This is a genomic window from Blautia difficilis, from assembly GCF_014297245.1.
Lineage (GTDB): Bacteria > Bacillota > Clostridia > Lachnospirales > Lachnospiraceae > Blautia_A > Blautia_A difficilis.
Genome location: NZ_JACOQG010000010.1, coordinates 1 through 18,689 on the forward strand (window position 1 = coordinate 1; position 18,689 = coordinate 18,689).

General features: G+C 42.7%; 21 protein-coding genes. 2 read left to right on the forward strand and 19 right to left on the reverse strand.

What is annotated here, in order from left to right; genetic code table 11:
- On the forward strand, positions 1–225 hold a 225-nt coding region (locus tag H8Z82_RS17115; protein WP_207724641.1), incomplete at its 5' end, for a hypothetical protein.
- 82 nt (positions 226–307) lie between these two features.
- Complete coding sequence (locus tag H8Z82_RS07840) at positions 308–535, forward strand: hypothetical protein (protein ID WP_186994815.1); 228 nt, start codon at positions 308–310, stop codon at positions 533–535.
- Positions 536–655: 120 nt separating this feature from the next.
- On the opposite strand, the gene H8Z82_RS07845 is transcribed toward H8Z82_RS07840, so the two are convergent.
- From H8Z82_RS07845 to H8Z82_RS07935, 19 genes are all read right to left on the reverse strand, one after another.
- Complete coding sequence (locus H8Z82_RS07845) at positions 656–916, reverse strand: hypothetical protein (RefSeq protein ID WP_186994816.1); 261 nt, start codon at positions 914–916, stop codon at positions 656–658.
- Between the two features lie 250 nt (positions 917–1,166).
- Positions 1,167–1,838: a YoaK family protein gene (locus H8Z82_RS07850; protein ID WP_186994867.1), complete on the reverse strand. Its 672-nt coding sequence runs from the start codon at positions 1,836–1,838 to the stop codon at positions 1,167–1,169.
- A gap of 352 nt (positions 1,839–2,190) precedes the next feature.
- Positions 2,191–2,757, reverse strand: a complete 567-nt coding sequence (locus tag H8Z82_RS07855) for a Fe-S-containing hydro-lyase (protein ID WP_186994817.1) — start codon at positions 2,755–2,757, stop codon at positions 2,191–2,193.
- A 1-nt stretch (position 2,758) separates the two neighbouring features.
- A complete protein-coding gene (locus H8Z82_RS07860; protein ID WP_019161514.1) occupies positions 2,759–3,601 on the reverse strand; it encodes a fumarate hydratase in 843 nt (280 codons plus the stop codon).
- 122 nt (positions 3,602–3,723) lie between these two features.
- Positions 3,724–5,337: an FAD-dependent oxidoreductase gene (locus H8Z82_RS07865; RefSeq protein WP_186994818.1), complete on the reverse strand. Its 1,614-nt coding sequence runs from the start codon at positions 5,335–5,337 to the stop codon at positions 3,724–3,726.
- 15 nt (positions 5,338–5,352) lie between these two features.
- Positions 5,353–6,027 (reverse strand): 2Fe-2S iron-sulfur cluster-binding protein, encoded by a 675-nt coding sequence (locus H8Z82_RS07870; RefSeq protein WP_019161512.1) that lies wholly within the window; start codon positions 6,025–6,027, stop codon positions 5,353–5,355.
- Between the two features lie 807 nt (positions 6,028–6,834).
- On the reverse strand, positions 6,835–7,689 hold the full coding sequence (locus tag H8Z82_RS07875) for an FAD/NAD(P)-binding protein (protein WP_019161511.1): 855 nt from the start codon (positions 7,687–7,689) through the stop codon (positions 6,835–6,837).
- Positions 7,689–8,720 carry a 4Fe-4S dicluster domain-containing protein gene (locus tag H8Z82_RS07880; protein ID WP_186994819.1) on the reverse strand — a complete coding sequence of 344 codons (1,032 nt, stop codon included), beginning with the start codon at positions 8,718–8,720 and terminating at the stop codon, positions 7,689–7,691. Before H8Z82_RS07880 ends, H8Z82_RS07875 begins: the two co-directional genes overlap by 1 nt.
- A gap of 3 nt (positions 8,721–8,723) precedes the next feature.
- Complete coding sequence (locus H8Z82_RS07885; protein ID WP_186994820.1) at positions 8,724–9,698, reverse strand: 4Fe-4S dicluster domain-containing protein; 975 nt, start codon at positions 9,696–9,698, stop codon at positions 8,724–8,726.
- Positions 9,686–10,129 (reverse strand): hydrogenase iron-sulfur subunit, encoded by a 444-nt coding sequence (locus H8Z82_RS07890; RefSeq protein ID WP_008703025.1) that lies wholly within the window; start codon positions 10,127–10,129, stop codon positions 9,686–9,688. The genes H8Z82_RS07885 and H8Z82_RS07890 overlap by 13 nt, the downstream gene beginning before the upstream one ends.
- A complete protein-coding gene (locus tag H8Z82_RS07895; protein ID WP_186994821.1) occupies positions 10,120–12,108 on the reverse strand; it encodes a 4Fe-4S binding protein in 1,989 nt (662 codons plus the stop codon). The genes H8Z82_RS07890 and H8Z82_RS07895 overlap by 10 nt, the downstream gene beginning before the upstream one ends.
- A 6-nt stretch (positions 12,109–12,114) precedes the next feature.
- Positions 12,115–12,504 (reverse strand): 4Fe-4S dicluster domain-containing protein, encoded by a 390-nt coding sequence (locus tag H8Z82_RS07900; protein ID WP_008703021.1) that lies wholly within the window; start codon positions 12,502–12,504, stop codon positions 12,115–12,117.
- A complete protein-coding gene (locus H8Z82_RS07905) occupies positions 12,501–13,295 on the reverse strand; it encodes a CoB--CoM heterodisulfide reductase iron-sulfur subunit B family protein (RefSeq protein ID WP_026649558.1) in 795 nt (264 codons plus the stop codon). Before H8Z82_RS07905 ends, H8Z82_RS07900 begins: the two co-directional genes overlap by 4 nt.
- A 351-nt stretch (positions 13,296–13,646) precedes the next feature.
- The gene (locus tag H8Z82_RS07910) at positions 13,647–14,594 is read right to left on the reverse strand and encodes an L-lactate dehydrogenase (RefSeq protein ID WP_186994822.1); all 948 of its coding nucleotides are present in this window, start codon (positions 14,592–14,594) and stop codon (positions 13,647–13,649) included.
- Between the two features lie 282 nt (positions 14,595–14,876).
- A complete protein-coding gene (locus H8Z82_RS07915; RefSeq protein ID WP_186994823.1) occupies positions 14,877–16,586 on the reverse strand; it encodes a two-component system response regulator in 1,710 nt (569 codons plus the stop codon).
- 4 nt (positions 16,587–16,590) lie between these two features.
- On the reverse strand, positions 16,591–17,130 hold the full coding sequence (locus H8Z82_RS07920; RefSeq protein ID WP_019161503.1) for a EutP/PduV family microcompartment system protein: 540 nt from the start codon (positions 17,128–17,130) through the stop codon (positions 16,591–16,593).
- Between the two features lie 25 nt (positions 17,131–17,155).
- Entirely contained in the window at positions 17,156–17,584 is a 429-nt protein-coding gene (locus tag H8Z82_RS07925; RefSeq protein ID WP_019161502.1) for a BMC domain-containing protein, read from the reverse strand.
- Positions 17,585–17,595: 11 nt separating this feature from the next.
- A complete protein-coding gene (locus tag H8Z82_RS07930) occupies positions 17,596–17,961 on the reverse strand; it encodes a BMC domain-containing protein (protein WP_019161501.1) in 366 nt (121 codons plus the stop codon).
- A gap of 229 nt (positions 17,962–18,190) precedes the next feature.
- Positions 18,191–18,589 (reverse strand): DUF6465 family protein, encoded by a 399-nt coding sequence (locus tag H8Z82_RS07935; protein ID WP_186994824.1) that lies wholly within the window; start codon positions 18,587–18,589, stop codon positions 18,191–18,193.
- Between the last annotated feature and the right edge of the window lie 100 nt (positions 18,590–18,689).

Sequence of the window (18,689 nt, forward strand, 5' to 3'; positions counted from 1 at the left end):
ATTATTCAACTTAACAATAATAAGCAAATTATAAATATATTTAATAACATGAATATGGCAACTAATGAAACATCAGAAAGCCGATCAACAATTACAAACAGTTCAAACAAAGATAGATTAACCAAACGTGGATATTATTGGAAATTTGCATCTGATATATCATCAGACAATCTAAATTTTATTAATGAAGATATTAAAGAAAAATATTATGAAATGACCGCATAAAATTTTATGGGTAGTCAGGCATTATGCTTGGCTACCCATTTTTTTACTTTTATGTTATACTTCTTTTAGAGAGGTGAACGCAATGACAAGATATGGATATGAACCAGGATTCTGCAAATTACTCCACTACAATGGTCTGTGGAGAGTTGAGTATGAAGGATTCCCTGGGCACTTCAAAAAAGTTAGAATGGCATGCACTTGTATGAAAGACGGGTGCGACAAAGATTGTGAAGTGTTCGAGACTGTTCCAGATATTAAAGCTTCAGATATGGAATGGTATTTACGAGATGAAGATGGAAATATAGTTTAAAAAAAATAGACAGTTGAGTATAACCTCTTCTGTCTATTTTTTGCTTAATTGGAAAAAAGTGTGTATGTGTATGTACGACAACCTAAAAGTTATCATACATATATTTTATTCCGTTCTTCTTTATTTGTCAATGATATTCCTAACTTCTTCTACAGTTAATCCTTTTTCTTTAAGTAAATTAGCAAGATCCTTCATAGCCTGTTCTTCTTTCACAGCTGTCTCTTTCTTCTCTGCTGCAATGAGATCTTTAGCAAGCTCTTTTTTCTGTGCTCTCAATCCTTTGATATCTTCTGTGAGTTTTATAATCTGTTCTTCTATGGATGTAATTTGTGATTTAATTTCTTCTGATGTTGATTCTACTACTCGTCTTTTACCTCTCATTTGAAGCACCTCCTAATATAATTATAAATAATCATATCATAAAATTATAAGAGGTGCAAGATATTACCGGAGTGTTAACATTGTTTCATCTACCTCCTCTGGTAGTTATTTTAGGAAAATTGTCTCATTGTACTGTTCGGTTTTGACACCATTTGTACACCATTTTTGTGTTAAGTTACGTGAAGATATAACATGATACGTGAATGTTAATCCTTTAAATTCAATATATAATGGTTAAAAATGGCCATATTTATTTATTTCCATTTTCTTCATGAAAATGCTTATATTTTTCTACAAACATCAGCAGGAAACTGACCATAAGAAATCCGCAGGATACCCAGATCATTCTGGTTCCATAACATATGGACAGGTTTCCACCAATTCCGGCACCCAATGCAAACATAAAAATGATTCCGAAATAATACATTGCCTGTTCCAGCTGTTTTGATTTTCTCTCACGAAAATAAACGGACAATGCTGCAGTACCGCTACGCAGGTTTCCGATACACATGGTACTTGCATAAGAATAACCGTTTACCTTGCGGAAGGACTGTACCTGCATTGCACAGGCAAAGGATGCCATGGCATTTGCCAGCATGTTGTATTCGGTTGGCAGGAAACCTACTGTAAATAAGATCAGGATTTCTGCCAGCAGAACACCCTGTCGCCAGTGGAGCTTCTGAGCATATTTATAATTTGCCTGTATTTTCTCCGCAACCCATACGCCCAGTGCAAAGAAAATAATAGGAAAGAAGTACCCCAGTCCTGCAGTCACTTCCCCTGCCATAAAATGCTGGCTCATAAGAACCACGTTTCCTGTCTGTGCATTACAGAATACTTCGTTTCTTGCATTATAGGTATAAGCATCCTGGAAACCTCCTGACAGTGCCAGGAATGCACTGTTTAAAAAGGCTTCCGACATTTGTATTTCGTGTTGATTATGATCTTTCATGATTTTCCCCGTTCAAGTTTATTTGCAGTTATCTCCTGTACAGATAACTGCCTTTATCCTTTTACCGTTTATTCTCAAACATTCGAAATCCGCTGCTTTACTGCGTAAATTGCTGCTTTTTCATGTTTGGCGGGTCCCTTTTTGACCCTGATTATCATGTTATACGTTTATAGACCAAATGTAAAAGATATAATTCATATTATTGCATATATGATTTTTATATATTGGATACAATATATATATAATTTTGGCTATATAAAGCAACTTCCATATACTGTATGTCTACAGCATATGGAAGTTATTTTTTTATGTATCTGCAGAATTACTTATCTCCGTGTTCTTTGAGATATTCTGCTTTTCCCATCTCGTACAGATTATTACCTTCTGAGTCAATGATGACTACAAGAGGCATATCCTCTACATATAATTTACGAAGTGCTTCTGCTCCCAGATCTTCATATGCGATCAGTTCGGCCTTTTTGATGCATTTTGCAAGAAGCGCACCTGCACCGCCGATAGCTCCGAAGTATACACCATCATATTTCTTCATGGCATCTACTACTTCCGGAAGGCGGGCACCTTTTCCGATCATTCCTCTTGCTCCTACAGACATCATTGTGGGTGCATAGGCATCCATACGTCCGCTGGTTGTAGGGCCTGCGGAACCGATGACTGCACCTGGTTTTGCAGGAGTTGGTCCTACATAGTAGATGGTTGCATCTGTAGGATCAAATGGAATTTTCTCACCTTTTGCAAGGGCCTCGCACATTCTCTTGTGTCCTGCATCACGGGATGTATAAATAGTACCTGTTAATAATACCTGATCACCTGCATGGAGAGTTCTTGCCAGCTCTCTTGTAAGTGGAAGTGTAATTTTCTTTTTTTCCATCTCAGATCACCTCCGATTTATGGCGTGTTACATGACAGTTAATGTTAACTGCACATGGCATACCTGCAATATGAGTCGGCATTGTTTCGATATTCAGGCCGATGGCTGTTGTCTTTCCACCAAATCCCTGAGGTCCGATTCCAAGCTTGTTTACTTTTTCCAGCATTTCTTTCTCAAGATCAGCATAGAACGGATCCGGATTCTGAGTATCCAGAGGTCTCATCAGTGCTTTCTTTGCAAGAAGTGCACATTTGTCAAAGGTACCTCCGATACCAACTCCCACTACCATTGGAGGACATGGGTTCGGACCTGCGGTCTCTACTACTTCAAGGATGAAATCCTTGATTCCCTGTAATCCTGCAGATGGTTTGAACATACGAATCTGGCTCATGTTCTCACTTCCGAAGCCTTTCGGGCCTACTGTAATCTTTACCTGATCCCCGGGAACGATTTCTGTATAAATCATAGCCGGTGTGTTGTCGCCTGTGTTTCCACGGCGAACAGGATCCTTTACTACAGATTTTCTTAAATATCCCTTGTCATATCCCCGGCGTACACCCTCATTGATGGCATCTGCAAGATTTCCCCCGACAAAATGTACATCCTGTCCGATTTCAAGGAATACGCATGCCATTCCTGTGTCCTGGCAGATCGGTACATTCTCTCTGTCTGCAATGTCAAAATTCTCGATAATGTTGTCAAGGACACCCTTGGCAATCTCTCCGTCTTCGCATGCGCGGCATGTTTTGATAGCGCATTTTACGTCTTCCGGAAGATGTTCATTTGCTTCGATACAGAGTTTTTCGATGACATCTGTAAGTCTGCTTACTTCTACTTCACGCATTCTGGTAAGCTCCCTTCTCTATTTCTGGATATGTCATTAAGCAATGACCTATTCCCTTTTTTATTATATCAAAGCTTTCCGGTAACGGCAATTTCCTGTCACCGATACCGGAATATTTTTTATCAGCGCTGCTCGTGACGGGCATATTTTGGAAGCAGTAATGGAGATACTTTGTCAGTATGTAAATCTGCTTTGTCCAGTTCGTCTGCATATTTGTAGATATGATCCAGGTTCATTTCACCAAGCTCTACATTCTTGCATTTTGCAGCTGCTTTTTTACCTGCATTTCTTCCGAATACGATCACATCCAGAAGAGAGTTACCCATCAGTCTGTTTCTTCCGTGGATTCCGCCTGCCGCTTCCCCTGCAACTAAAAGGTTGGGAAGTTCTTTTGTAAATCCGTCACCGTCAATCTCAAGACCACCGTTCTGGTAGTGAAGTGTTGGATAAATAACGATGGGAACTTTTCTCATGTCAATACCATAGTTCATATACATACGGAACATAGCCGGGATTCTCTTTTCGATCGTTCCCTCACCACCAAGAATTTCGATCATCGGAGTGTCAAGCCATACGCCTTTCAGTCCGCCAGGAACTTCTACGCCGCGGCCTTCTTCGCACTCGCGGATAACACCGGAAGCATTTACGTCACGGGTTTCAAGGGGATGGATATAAGCTTCTCCGTTTGCATTGACAAGCTGTGCACCAACGGAACGAACCTTTTCTGTTACCAGAGCACCCATGATCTGGGAAGGATAAATTGCTCCTGTTGGATGATACTGGATAGAATCCTGATAAAGAAGGGAAGCACCTGCTCTGTATCCAAGTACAAGTCCGTCTGCAGTTGCACCGTAGTGATTGGATGTGGGGAATCCCTGATAATGCATTCTTCCTGCACCACCTGTTGCGATTACAACTGTTTTTGCTCTTGCCACAGAATAATCTCCTGTTTCCATATTAAGGAGAACTGCACCTGCAACCTGTCCTTTTTCATCTTTGAGAAGTTCAACAGCTGAAGTAAATTCAACTACCGGAATACCAAGGTTGATTACTTCGTCTCTGATGGTACGCATGATCTCAGAACCGGAATAATCCTTTGCAGCATGCATTCTCTTTCTGGAAGTACCACCGCCGTGTGTAGTAACCATGGTTCCGTCTTCTGCTTTATCAAATTCAACACCAAGGTCATTGAGCCATTTGATGGCATCCGGAGCTTCCATTACTAGTCTCTTTACAAGTTCCGGTTTTGCTGCAAAATGTCCGCCGCCGAAGCAGTCCAGATAATGCTGTACAGGAGAATCATTCTCTTTATCTGCTGCCTGGATACCGCCTTCTGCCATCATTGTGTTGGCATCACCGATACGAAGCTTTGTAACGATCATAACGTCTGCACCTGCATTGTGTGCTTCAATGGCACAGGAAGAACCTGCACCGCCACCGCCGATTACAAGTACGTCTACATCATAATCAATTTTTGTAAGATCGATTTTTTCGTTGATCAGACGACTTGTTGAATGCAACATTTCTGCCAGTTCCAGAGGAGCTTTCTGTCCTTTGTTTGGTCCGACTTTAATTTCTGCAAATGCGTCTGGATTATAATCTGGATGGAATTTCTGAAGAAGAGCGTCTTTTTCATCTGCTGTCAGACGTCTTGGCTCTGTTGCCATACGCTCTGCTCTTGTAGCCTCTACCTTTTTGATGGATTCCATCATATTTTCTGGATATGGTGCATACATATTCTTACGCCCTCCTTATTTCTCAATGTCTCTGTTGTTATAAAGTTCCTGCATCTCTGTGATAGGTTTCTGCATGATCTGCTCAATCAGGTCATCAAATTTACCTTCGTGGATCTCTTCCACACGGTTTTCAAGATGTTCGCTCTTAGGTGCAATATATTTACCTGTGAGACGTCTTGCCAGAAGACCTACCATCGGGTGAGAAATGCCGGCCGGGCATCTTACGGAACAGCATCCGCAGCTTACGCAGTCAAAAGATTCTTCTGCGCATTTTTCCAGTTCACCTCTCTGCGCATATGCGATGTACTGCATTACATTTAAGTCCTGAGTACATGCTTTTGTACAGGCATTACATCCGATACAGCTGTAGATTTCCGGATAAAGTTCCATCATTACCTGCTGATTTGGCTGAAGTTCTTCTATATTGTAGGTTCTCTTGTCTGTAGGGAAGAATGGGATGCTTGCTACATACATTCCTTCTTCTACCTTTGTCTGACAGGCAAGACAGGTTTTCAGTTCGTTCTGACCTTTGATTCTGTAGATGGTTGCACAGGCTCCGCAGAATCCGTGTCTGCATCCGCAGCCTCTCTTCAATGTATAACCGGCATATTCCATGGCAGTCATAATTGTAAGTTCTGCAGGTACACTGTATTTCTTACCGAAAAAATATACGTTTACCTTATTTTCCATGTTGAAGGTCCTTTCTTTTATTGTTCATTGTCTGTATGCTTTTTTTAATCAGGGGGGACGCCAGGGAAATTGGGTCTCGCCCACGGCCCCGTCGTAACGCGCTGCCGAACTAATCGCCAACTACGACTAAGCCGCTCGGGAGAGCCCTCGCGCCTAAGTCTGCGTAGGCGCTGGATTTCGTCATCGCTAAAACCACTCCTTAAAAGGGCACTTAGGTCGAGACCCAATTCCCCTGGCTGTGCGCTGGCCAAGCGGCGCCGTATACAGGCAAGGTCTCCTGCCATTAACGATAATGCCCACTCCATATATAGAGCGGAAAATCAGGAGGGGCCTCACTGCGCCCTCGCCCCAGCCAGCTTTTACAAAAAAATCATCCAAGCTCCATTACTGTCTCGTAAATCCATTACAGTAAAACTAGCGTCTCGCCCTACCGTCTTGAAGGCTCAGCATTTCGGAAATTTATATTCCTAAGCAGGCTTTTTTGGAGCGTTTTTAGGCGAGGTGAAATCCACTGGTGCATCGCTTCGCAAATAACTATGCCAATCACGCAGGATGCGGATTCGAGTGTGCGGATGAAAAGACGCAGGTGTAGCGGGCTACGCCGAGGCTTTTTCATTTGTGCAATCGGATTCGCAGACAAGTGAGTGGTATAGCTATTTCGATAGTGATGTGCCAGCTACGGAGACTTAGGCGCGAAGGCTCTCCTGAGCGGCTTAGTCGTAGTTAACAGTTAGTTCACCGAACCGTTGCTCCTTTGCCTGCGTGGAATATAAATTTCCGGAATGCGTCCGTCCCTTCACCAACCAATCAGTATTCTGCCGGCAGTTCGTCGATTTCGTCGCAGCGGAATACCGGGCCGTCTTTGCAGACGTATTTGGAACCGATATTGCAGCGGCCGCATTTACCTACACCGCATTTCATACGAAGCTCCAGAGTTGTATAAACCTGTTCTCTGGAGAAGCCCAGTTCTTCCAGTCCTGCAAGAACGAACTTGATCATGATCGGCGGTCCGCAGACAAGTGCTGTTTTGTTTGTATCGAATCCAATCTCTTTTAAATAGGAAGGAACGAATCCAACATGTCCGTCCCAGCCTTCCTGTTCGCGGTCAATTGTCAGATAAACATTGACTCCCTCTGCCTTCATCCAGACTTCCTGGATTTCTTTTAACTGTACCAGGTCATCTGCAGAACGGGAACCATAGAGGATATCTACTGTTCCATAGTCAGCACGGTTATCCAGTACATAGTTGATCACAGAACGAAGTGGTGCAAGTCCGATACCACCTGCGATAAACAGAAGGTTTTTACCTTTTAATTTATCTTCTACAGGAAAATGGTTTCCGTATGGTCCGCGGACTGTGATCTCATCTCCAACCTGAAGGCTGTGAAGATAATCAGTCAGGGAACCGCACTTTTTGATACTGAATTCCTGATATTCTTTATTTGTAGGTGAAGAAGTAATGGAAAACATACCTTCACTGACACCTGGTGCGCAGACCATTGCACACTGTCCTGGCATATGTTCAAAAAGCTTTCCTCCTTCAGGAGCATTTACACGGAAGGTCTTAACATCCGGTGTTTCCTGACGGATATCTGTGATCACACCAACCTTCGGGATCAGTGTATCTAATGTATAATTTTTATGGCAGGTACATTCACTCATTATTTTTCACCTCCCTGATTTTCAAAAGCTTTGATAACTTTTACGATATTTAAAGAGGACGGACATTTCTCTACACAGCGCCCACATCCTACACAGGAGAACATTCCATTGTTATTTACCGGATAGTAAACAAGCTTATGCATGAATCTCTGACGGAAACGCTGCATCTGGCTGTTACGGTTATTACCGTGTGCCATCATGGTAAAGTCAGAGTACATACAGGAATCCCAGCAACGATAACGCTGTACGCCATGGCCTGTGTTGTAGTCTTTGATATCGTAGCACTGGCAGGTCGGACATACAAATGTGCAGGTACCACATGCCAGACATGGTTTGTAAAGTTCTTCCCATACAGGAGAATTAAAACGGTCCATGTAATCTTCCTGTCCCCATCCTTCAAGAGAAAGATTAGAATATGGAAGTTTCTCTACGATCGCACGAATTGCAGTTTTCTCTGCTTCTACTTTCGTCTCGTCTGTATCTGTAAGAAGCTCTGCAACTGCTTTTGTAAGAGCTTCACCCTTCTCTGTGAGAGGTTTCCAGTAAAGTTCTCCTTCAATCATCCATGTTGCAACATCTGCTGCCGGATCAGCACAGTCAATGCCAAACACTTTACAGAAACAGCTCTCTTCCGGTTCATGACATGCAAGTGCAACGATTGTTCCATGCTCTCTTCTTGCTGCATAGAAAGTATCGACCGGATCACTTAAAAATACGTTGTCCAGAACCTTTACTCCCTGTACATCGCAGGCTTTCATACCGAATACAACGAAATCCTTTTCCTGTAATGCCTGTGGCTCGATGGAAATATTTTTTTCCTCTTTTTTACAGGTGTAAAGATTTTCACTCTGCGGAAAGAATGCATCTTTTGGTGATTTTACGGTTTTTAAAGTATCAAGACAAACTTCTGCATCTTCACTCCATGCCTTAAAGTTTACCTGGTCACTGACTTTAACCGGTAAATATAAATCCCGATCTGCGGCAATCTTATGGAATAATGCCTGCAGATTCTCTGCTGCTATTTTATACATACATTATCCCCTTTCTGCCACGATTCCTGGCTCAACATCTTCAAATGTAAAGTTTGTAAGAGGCCCTTTGGAAGTAGTATCCTCTCCGGCCTGATATTCTCCGTAGAACTCATCGATATCTTTGATAAATTTACGGTTAAACAGGTGAAGGGGGATTCCCTGAGGACAAACTCTGCTGCATTCACCACAGTCTGTACATCTGCCTGCTACATGGAATGCACGGATAATGTGGAACATCTTTTCTTCAAAGGAATCCACATTTGCTTTCTGTGCACTGTCAAACTTGTTGCTGTCAAATACACATTTACGGCAGCTGCATGCAGGACAGACATTACGGCAGGCATTGCAGCGGATACATTTGCTTAATTCATTCTGGAAGAAAGCAAACTTCTCTTCAGGGCTCATTGCCTCGATCTTTTCTACTTCCGCAAAACGGTCTGCATCTTTTGTCTCTTTGGACTCTCCCATCAGCTCATCGTAGATCTTATGTTCTTTTCCTTTACATACATGACATCTTTCAAGCATTGCATCCTTGTATGCACAGGTTTTCTCACCATAAATAGTCTGAATAGTCAGTGTTTCTGCTTCATCTGTGATCTCTGCACCGGAAACGCTCTCAATACCTTTGATTCCCTGTTTGCGGATCTTCTCAATATCCAGTTTTCCTTTACATCCAACACCAATGATATAAGCTTTCTCACGGTCTACACGATGCTCTTTGATCAGCTGGTTAAAGCTGTAGGTATCGCATGGTTTTAAACAAACCAGTGTCTTGCCTTCCAGTTTGGAAGCTTCGATCATATATTTGCTTAAGTTTGCACCGCAGAATCCGTTATATACAAAATCTTTCAGAGATTCTTCTGTTTCAAAGTAAGCCGGTTCCGGATTGTAAGGCAGATCTCCGGCTTTCCATCCCAGAACTCTTGCAACTGTACCGCCAGCAAGCAGTTCTTTTGCACGATTTATCAGCTCCTGCATCTTAAATCCTCCAATCTTACGTTCTTACCGAGTGAATGGATCTTCTCTACAAACTCATTCATAGTCTGGGAGAATTTCACACCTTCAGCAGCGGAAACCCATTCTACTCGTGTTCTTCCGTTTTCCACACCGATGTAGTCCAGCATGGAGAAAAGAAGTGTCATACGTCTTCTTGCATAGTAGTTACCTGTGCTGTAATGACAGTCTCCAGGATGACATCCACACATGATCACACCGTCAGCACCTTTCTCAAAAGCACGGAGGATGAACATTGGATTGACACGGCAGGAACATGGAACACGGATGATCTTTACGTCAGCCGGGTAAGAAAGACGGCTGCTTCCTGCAAGGTCTGCACCTGCGTAACTACACCAGTTACAGCAGAATGCTACAATCTTAGGTCTGAATTCTTCGTTTGTTTCTATCGACATATTGCATCTACCTCCGCGATAATCTGTCTGTTGGAAAAGCCCTGCAGATCCATAGCACCAGACGGGCAGGCTACTGTACAAGCGCCGCATCCCTGGCAAAGTGCTGTATTTACAACGGCTACTCTTCTTGTTTCACGGATACCGTGGTCATTTACCTGTTTATCCTCATAGGAAATTGCTCCATACGGGCAGACATTTGCACATGTAGAACATCCGTTACATAACAGTTCATCGGATTTTGCTGTACATGGGTTAGTTGTCAGTTTATCTTTTGCAAGAAGACCGATTGCCTTAACTGCTGCAGCACCGGCCTGTGCAACTGTCTCCGGAATATCTTTCGGTCCCTGGCATACACCGGAAAGGAAGATACCTGCTGTAGGAGATTCTACAGGACGAAGTTTTGCATGGGCTTCTGTGAGGAAGTTGTTTGTATCAATACTTGCTGTAAGCATAGTAGCGATCTTACGAACATCCGGGTTCGGTTCAATGGCTGTTGCAAGAACGACCATATCTGCTTTCTTAAGGATTTGTTTGTTGTCGATCAGGTCAGATCCCTGTACAAGAAGGCTTCCGTCCGGCTGTGGAATAACTTTTCCTACCTGGCCTTTGATGTAGTTTACGCCGTACTGTTCTACGGCTCTTCTGTAGAACTCATCGAAGTTTTTACCTGGAGTACGGACATCAATATAGAATACGGTTACATTTGTATCCGGATATTTATCACGGATCAGCATTGCATGTTTTGCTGTGTACATACAGCAGATCTTGGAACAGTATGGTTTTCCTCTGTCATCGGAGCAACGGCTTCCAACACACTGGATGAATACCAGTTCCTTCGGAGCTTTTCCATCGGAAAGACGCTCTAAGTGTCCTTTTGTAGGACCTGCTGCGTTCATGATACGTTCCAGTTCCAGGGATGTGATAACATCTTTACTCTGGCTGTACGCATATTCATCATATTTATCAAGTTTGATGGTATCAAAACCTGTAGCAACTACGATTGCACCGTATTTCTGTGTTACGATCTCATCCTGCTGATCGTAATCAATGGCTCCTGCCTGACATACTTTGGAGCAGACACCACATTTTCCGGTTTTAAACTTGATACAGTTCTCACGGTCAATAACCGGAACATTTGGGATGGCCTGTGCAAACGGAGTGTAAATAGCAGTTCTGTTGTTTAATCCTCTGTTAAATTCATTAGGGATCTTCTTGGACGGACATTTTTCCTGACAGACACCGCAGCCTGTACATTTGTCCATATTTACACTTCTTGCTTTCTTTCTGATATCAACGGTGAAATCACCTACGAAACCGCTGACATGTTCTACTTCACTGTATGTATAGATATTGATCTTCTCATGGGCTGCTGCCTCAACCATCTTCGGTGTGAGGATACATGCAGAACAGTCAAGTGTAGGGAATGTTTTGTCAAGCTGTGACATTCTTCCGCCGATACTTGGAGTTTTCTCTACAATATCTACTTCATATCCTGCATCTGCGATATCCAGGGCTGTCTGGATTCCGGCAATACCGCCGCCGATGATCAGGGCTCTCTTTGTAACACGGCTCTCTCCTGGCTGAAGAGGTGTGTTTAAGTTTACTTTTGCGATTGCTGCCCTGGCAAGGATCACGGCCTTCTTTGTAGCCTCTTCCATATCCTTGTGGATCCAGGAACAATGCTCACGGATATTTGCAATCTCCACCATGTATGGATTCAGGCCAGCTCTTTCAGCTGCTTTTCTGAATGTTGCCTCATGCATACGTGGAGAGCATGAACAGACAACAACGCCTGTCAGGTTTTTCTCTTTAATGGCTTCCTGAATTTTAGCCTGGCCTGCTTCTGAGCACATGTACTGGTAGTCTTCTGCATGAACGACACCCGGCTCTTTGGCAGCTAATTCAACAACTTTTTTTACATCTACCGTAGCGGCGATATTACTTCCGCAATGACAGACAAATACACCAATTCTCTGCACGCTGGCTTACCTCCTGTATCTTCTGAATGCACTTACCAGAAGCTGCTGTGGCAGTTCCGGATCAAGAAGCTGTGGTATCTCATCTGCTTTCAGATAATCGCCGCCTTTTTCACGGACAACTAACTGTCTTGCTGCATCGATGATCTTTCCCGGTTTTACATCTCTTGGACAACGCTCTACACAGGCGAAGCAGGAAAGGCATTTCCAGAGAGACTTTGAATTGACAAGTGCTTCGATATCTTCATTTACAACATAGGATACAAACTGATGTGGCTTGATATCCATTTCATTGAAAGATGGGCAGGTAGCAGAACATTTTCCACATTTCATACATTTCAGCGGATTGGTTCCGGAGATCTCTTTGATCTTTTCTGCTGCTGAATGCTGGTTTCTCATTTTGCCACCTCCTCTTTTACTCCGAGGGCTTCTGCAAGGAGCTCTGTGAAATAATATACAGGCAGTTCGCTGGAAGCGTTTTTATTTAAATTATATTTACACAATGGACAGGCTGTGATCAGCATATCTGCGCCAAAGCCTTGGGCACTGTCTTCTATTTTCTGACACATGTTCTGGGACATTTCTTTTTCTTTGAGAGAAATGTAACCGCCGCAACATTCATTTCTATATGGATAGATCACCGGTTCTGCACCAAGTGCGCGGATGAAATCTTCCATGATAGTTGGATTCTCCGGATCATCGAAAGCCATGATCTTGCCCGGACGTAATAAGAGACATCCGTAATAGGCTCCGATTTTCTTTCCTGTAAGCGGGTTTACTACCTTCTCTTTCAGCTTGTCGAAACCGACCTTGTCGCGAAGTACTTCCAGATAATGGAGCACTGTTGTCTCGCCTTCATAAGGCTCATCAAGCTGCATGTAATTATTTGCTCTGGTGCGGATATCCTCCACATTTTTCATATCATCATTGACACGTTTGATCACGTGATGACAGGCAGAGCAGATTGTTACCAGATCCTGGCCCTTTTCTTTGGCCTGATTAAGAGCACGTACAGAAGAAAGCTTCGTAGCAATCTCGTCAGTTCCCAGAGGATAAACACCTCCGCAGCACTGCCAGTCTTCGATCTCTTCCAGTTCAAACCCAAGTGCTCTGGCGCTGGCTCTGGCATATTCGTCCAGATCTTTCGCCTTGTTTCTCAGGGTACAACCCGGATAATAACTGTACTTCATACTTAACATTATCCTTTCTTAGTTGTTCAGGTAAATAGTGATAATCATATGATTCTTTGTCTTTTTTTTAACGATATATAGACAAAAATATAAATCAAGTCTAATACAATTACTTTTTATATCTTTGTTGAGACATAGAAAATAAAAGAGTTTGCACACCCTTCCTCCGCATTAAAGGAGTGTATCAGCTCGATTTCCGAAAACATCATATCATATTGATAACAATTTAACAAGTATTTTTTTCTGATTTTTCTCTTTTTTTGTTATTTTACAAACAATCTTTTAATTGATTCTGACGAAATATAAATCCAAAGGAAGCAGGATTTCCCACTTCCTTTTGGACTTTTATTTTTAAAGGTCAAGCTGAGCAATAATCTCTTTCAGTGCGTCTGCACTCTTCTGCAGCTGTTCAATCTCTGCTTTGTTCATTCTCATAGGAATTTTACCCTGCACGCCATTTGGTCCTACCAGAGTCAGGGTACTGAGGCAGACATCTTCGATTCCATATTCTCCATGCATCATAGTGGATACTGTGGAGACAGATTCTGAGGAAGATACAAGAAGGCTGCAGAGTTTACAGACGGAAGAGGATACCGCATAGAAGGTTGCACCTTTCTTGGAAATGATCTGTCCGCCGGATTTCTGTACATACTGAAGCATAGCCTCTTTATCCACAGGTTCAATATCTTTGCCCAGTTTTTTCTCAATTTCATAGTATTCATCTACACTTACGCCTGAAATATAGGCACCGGTCCATGGGATAAAGGAGGTATCTCCATGTTCCCCGAATACATAGGCATGAATGTTACTCTGCGCAATCTGGAAATGCTGGGAAAGTCCGCAACGCAAACGTGCTGAGTCGAGAATGGTACCGGAACCAAGGATCTGGTTTTCCGGAAGTCCTGAAATCTTTGTAAAGACATAAGTCATAATATCAACAGGATTACTTACAATAAGATAAAGAGCATCCGGTGCTGCCTTTACGATCTCCGGTGTGATGGATTTAAGGATGTTTACATTTGTCTGTGTAAGCTCAAGTCTTGTCTGTCCAGGCTTACGCGCAATACCGGAGGTGATGATCACAATATCGGAATCCTTTGCATCTTCATAATCACCGGCAATAATAGAGATTGGATCTCTGAAGCAGGTTCCCTGAATGATATCAAGAACTTCACCCTCTGCCTTCTGTTTGTTGATATCGATCAGAACAATCTCAGATGCGATATCCTGGCTTGATAAAGTGTACGCAATTGTAGACCCGACGCTGCCGGCACCAATGATAGTAATTTTACTGCTCATAACCTTAATACTCCTTTTTTCCTGATAAATTTTCAGCCATATCTTGATGATATTGTATCTAGATATGTACAATAGTGGTCTTGAAAATCATATCACATCGTCAATCATTTAACAAGTTATTTTTATCAAATAAAGTGTTAAATTTTATTTTTATAGCTTTTTGATGACTTTTTTTCAATTTTTTCTTTTGTTTTGTTATGTTTTTCACAATCATTCGCAAATACTGGGGCAAAAAAAACAGGGTTTGACTTTATTCTATCATCTATAAAGTCAAACCCTATTTCATATCTCCTGGTCTGCCATTGCAGTAAACTGCTCTTCCGGATGAGGACGTGAATAATAAAAGCCCTGGATGGCATCACATTTCATCTCTTTCAGCAATTGAACCTGACCGGAGTTTTCAACGCCTTCTGCAACCACCTTCATATCCAGTCCATGAGCAAGGGAAATTACCTGCTGCACCACCTTTTTTCCCTTTGGCTGTTCAATATAATCTATCAGCTTTTTATCAATCTTCAAAGTAGAAAAGGGCAGCTCATTCAAACTGGTGAGAGAAGAATATCCGGAGCCAAAATCATCCATATGTAAAAGGAATCCGGTTCTGACAAGTGCCTCTGTAATCCTCCTGATCCGGTCGCTATACAGGGCAACAGTCTCCGTAAGCTCTATAGGTACACAGGAAAAAGGGATTTCTGCACCCTTCACAATCTCCACATAGCGCATCACCGTACCGCTGCGATGCAGACTTGCCCTGGACAGATTGACTGAGATCGGAATCAGCTCCTTTCCCTGCAGCATCCGTCTTCTCTGATAACAGCAGACTCGTCTGAATACATATTCATCCAGTTTTACGATCTGACCATTCTTTTCATACACAGGGATAAACTCTCCGGGAGATATGATTTCTCCATCCGGTTTCTGCCAGCGCACCAGTGCCTCCGCGCCTACAATTTTTTCTGTTCCCACGCTGTACTTGGGCTGATAATACACCACAAATTCCCTGTTTGCCACAGCACCCTCAAAATCACTTTCCAGCTGTCGGCTGCGTATCTGCTTTTCCCTCATCTCCGCAGTATAATAAGAGACATTACTTTCATAATTACCACGGATATTTTTGATTGCCATAAAGCCACGACCGCAGATTGCAGATACAGGAAGTGTTTTATCAATGTGCATATAAACTCCATAATTAATGGTCACATTAGGAATGGGTGCATGATCTGCGATCTCTCTGATATACGTTTCCATTTCGTCCTTATCAATCTCCGGTATCCCATAAATAAGACAGGCAAACTGGTCACTTCCATATCTGGAAACCAGCCCATGCCGGATAAACCCCTGATATGCCTTTGCCATATAGCACAGCAGTTTGTCCCCTGCAGTCGCTCCATAACTGCCGTTGATCAGCTTAAAATCCTTTACATCCGCAACCACAACATGAAAATCTTCCTCTTTTTTTAATTTGAACAGAGTTTTGGCATGATGAAAAAAGGCCTGTCTGGTATACAGACCAGTCAGCTCATCGTGTTCCACGGCAGCCAGAATCCGGGCAGATTCTCTCAGCTTGATCACATTGTTGATCCTTCCAAGCACAATCTGCGGATTATAGGGCTTAATTATAAAATCCACAGCTCCCAGCTCCAGACATTTTAATTCTGTCTCCTGTCTGCCACTGGCAGTCATGACGATGACCGGAATAGATGAAAGCAGTGAATCTCCCTGCATTCTTTCCAGGAATTCATATCCATCACATATGGGCATGCATACATCCAGAAGAACTACTGCCAGCTCCTGGTAATGCTCTGCCAGGCATCGCAGACCTTCTTCCCCATCACAGGCTGTCAATACCTGATATCTGTCAGACAAAATTTCTGCAAGCATTTCTCTGTTTAACTGGTTATCCTCTACCACTAATACCTTACGCTTTGCATCATTGCCGGCTTTTTTCAAGGTATATTCTGTCATCTCTTTTCTCTGCCTGTGGTTCTTCATTTTTTCACATTTTCCCTTCTATGTGATTTGGATAATTTACTCCCTCCGGAAGCGGATCCCATTCATTCAGGCCCAGACTCTGCCGATATCTGGCCTGTTCCATCGTCAGCTTTGGAAGATCGTCTTTCAGATATTCCATCAATTCATCAATTCCCTCTCTGGTCACATTGTTTACCAGAAAAATCCTCTCACAGCCCGAATTGATCAGCCACTGCCTCACCATGGGAATATTGGCATAAGGAGAATCTATCTTGGTTATGATCCCGATCAGCGGCCTCTGGATAAAGGAATGACTGCCGGAAGCAAAAAGATTAAAAGGCTCATCTGCCGCCTGCACAATACCTACCACATCTGCCTCAAAAGAGAAACAGGCAAGCCCCACACTAAAGCGTTTGGACTCTGCATATTCTCCCGGTGAATCAATGGTATCATCCTCGGTATTGGTATATTGTGTTTTTACATAGTGAAGCTCTTCCCCTTTCAGCGCCTGGGTGAGGGAAGTTTTCCCTGCCTCACTTCTTCCCATAAGAAAAATTTTCTTCATATATTGTCTGTCACCTTATTCTGTATCAGCTTTTGTAAACCGGGCAGGTTTTAAAGCCCAGCACCTGGTCAAAAAATCTCACAACCTCTTCTACTGCTGTCTGTACTTCTGTCAGCCCGCCTGTCAATATCAGAGAACCACAGAAACGATCCATAAAACCAATCTGTACATCAGCGCTTTTCAACGCCACATCAGCAGCCACTACAACTGCCTCCCAGGGCGTAAAGCGGATCATCCCCACAGCTTCCCCTGTATGGTCCTCTCCCTCATGGGTGCCGATATGCAGTCCCAGATTCTGATAAATACAGGAAGAAGAAGGACTGATCACATGAGCCAGACAGACTTCCTTACCCGGAACCCGGACCCTGATCATACGGAGCTTCTCTCCCTTAAGTTTCTCAAAATCCTCATGATATATCTTTTCCAAAAGCTCCTTTGTTGTTATTCCAGCCATTCCAACACTTCCTATCTCTTGGTGATGTCACATACTACATAGCCCAGAGTATCCCGGAAATAATCCACGATCTCCGTCAATGCAGACATTACGTCAGAAATCTCCCCTGTAATGATCAGTGTTCCTGTAAAACGGTCTGCAAAGCCAAGATATACATTTCCGCTCTTTACTGCAATGTCAGAAGCGATCACTGCAGATTCCGGAGGTGTCATATTCATAATTCCAATTGCAGAAGAGCGATAGTCCAGCTGAGGGTTCAGACCCAACTTCTGATAAATGACAGGGGCCGGACCTCCCATTACATGTGCAAAAGTAATCTCTTTACCTGCCACTGTTTCCTGTACAATTCTTATCTGTTCGCCATGGTCATTTGCCATTTTAAATCTTCCTCACTTTCAAAGCATACTTTCACTTAGTACTCTAATCGTACTATCTCCCCCATTTTATGTCAAGTTAAAATCTTCCATTTTTGTGGTTTTTTGTTACTTTTCGATTATCTTTGTTACTGTTTGTTACTGTTTGCGCACACTCTGCTGCAAGGTATTTGGAACAAAAAAAATCCCGGAAGCTCATTTTCTGAGTCTTCCGGGCCTTTTTGCTTATGTATTACAGTCCAACAGCTCCTGTCACATCACCATTGATCACATAGTATGCTGCATTTTCTTCTGGTTTGATGTATATTTTAACATCCTTCAGATCTTTTTCCTTCTTGCCCATTTCTTCTGTCCAGATCTTCTTCACATTTTCCAGAACATCCTTTGCATAAACCTCTTTGCCAAGGAACTGTACATAAACTTCTGCGTTTACCTCTTTCTTTACAGTTCTTCTTGCTGCCGGTTTTTTCTCTGTTGCCGGCTTCTTTTCTGCTGTTGGTTTCTCAGTAGTTTTCTTTGCAGTTGTTCTGGTTTTTCTGACTGTAGTTTTTGCAGGAGCCTCTTTTACTTCGGTTGTCTGTACTGTAGATGTATCAGGTTCTGCTTTTTTTGCAGTTGTTTTTGGTGTCATATTTATAGCCTCCTTACAAGGTAATCCAACTGTAGACTCTGGAAATCCACAGCTTTCGATATCCTGTTACCGGAATAGAATACTACTTTTTCTGTTTTTT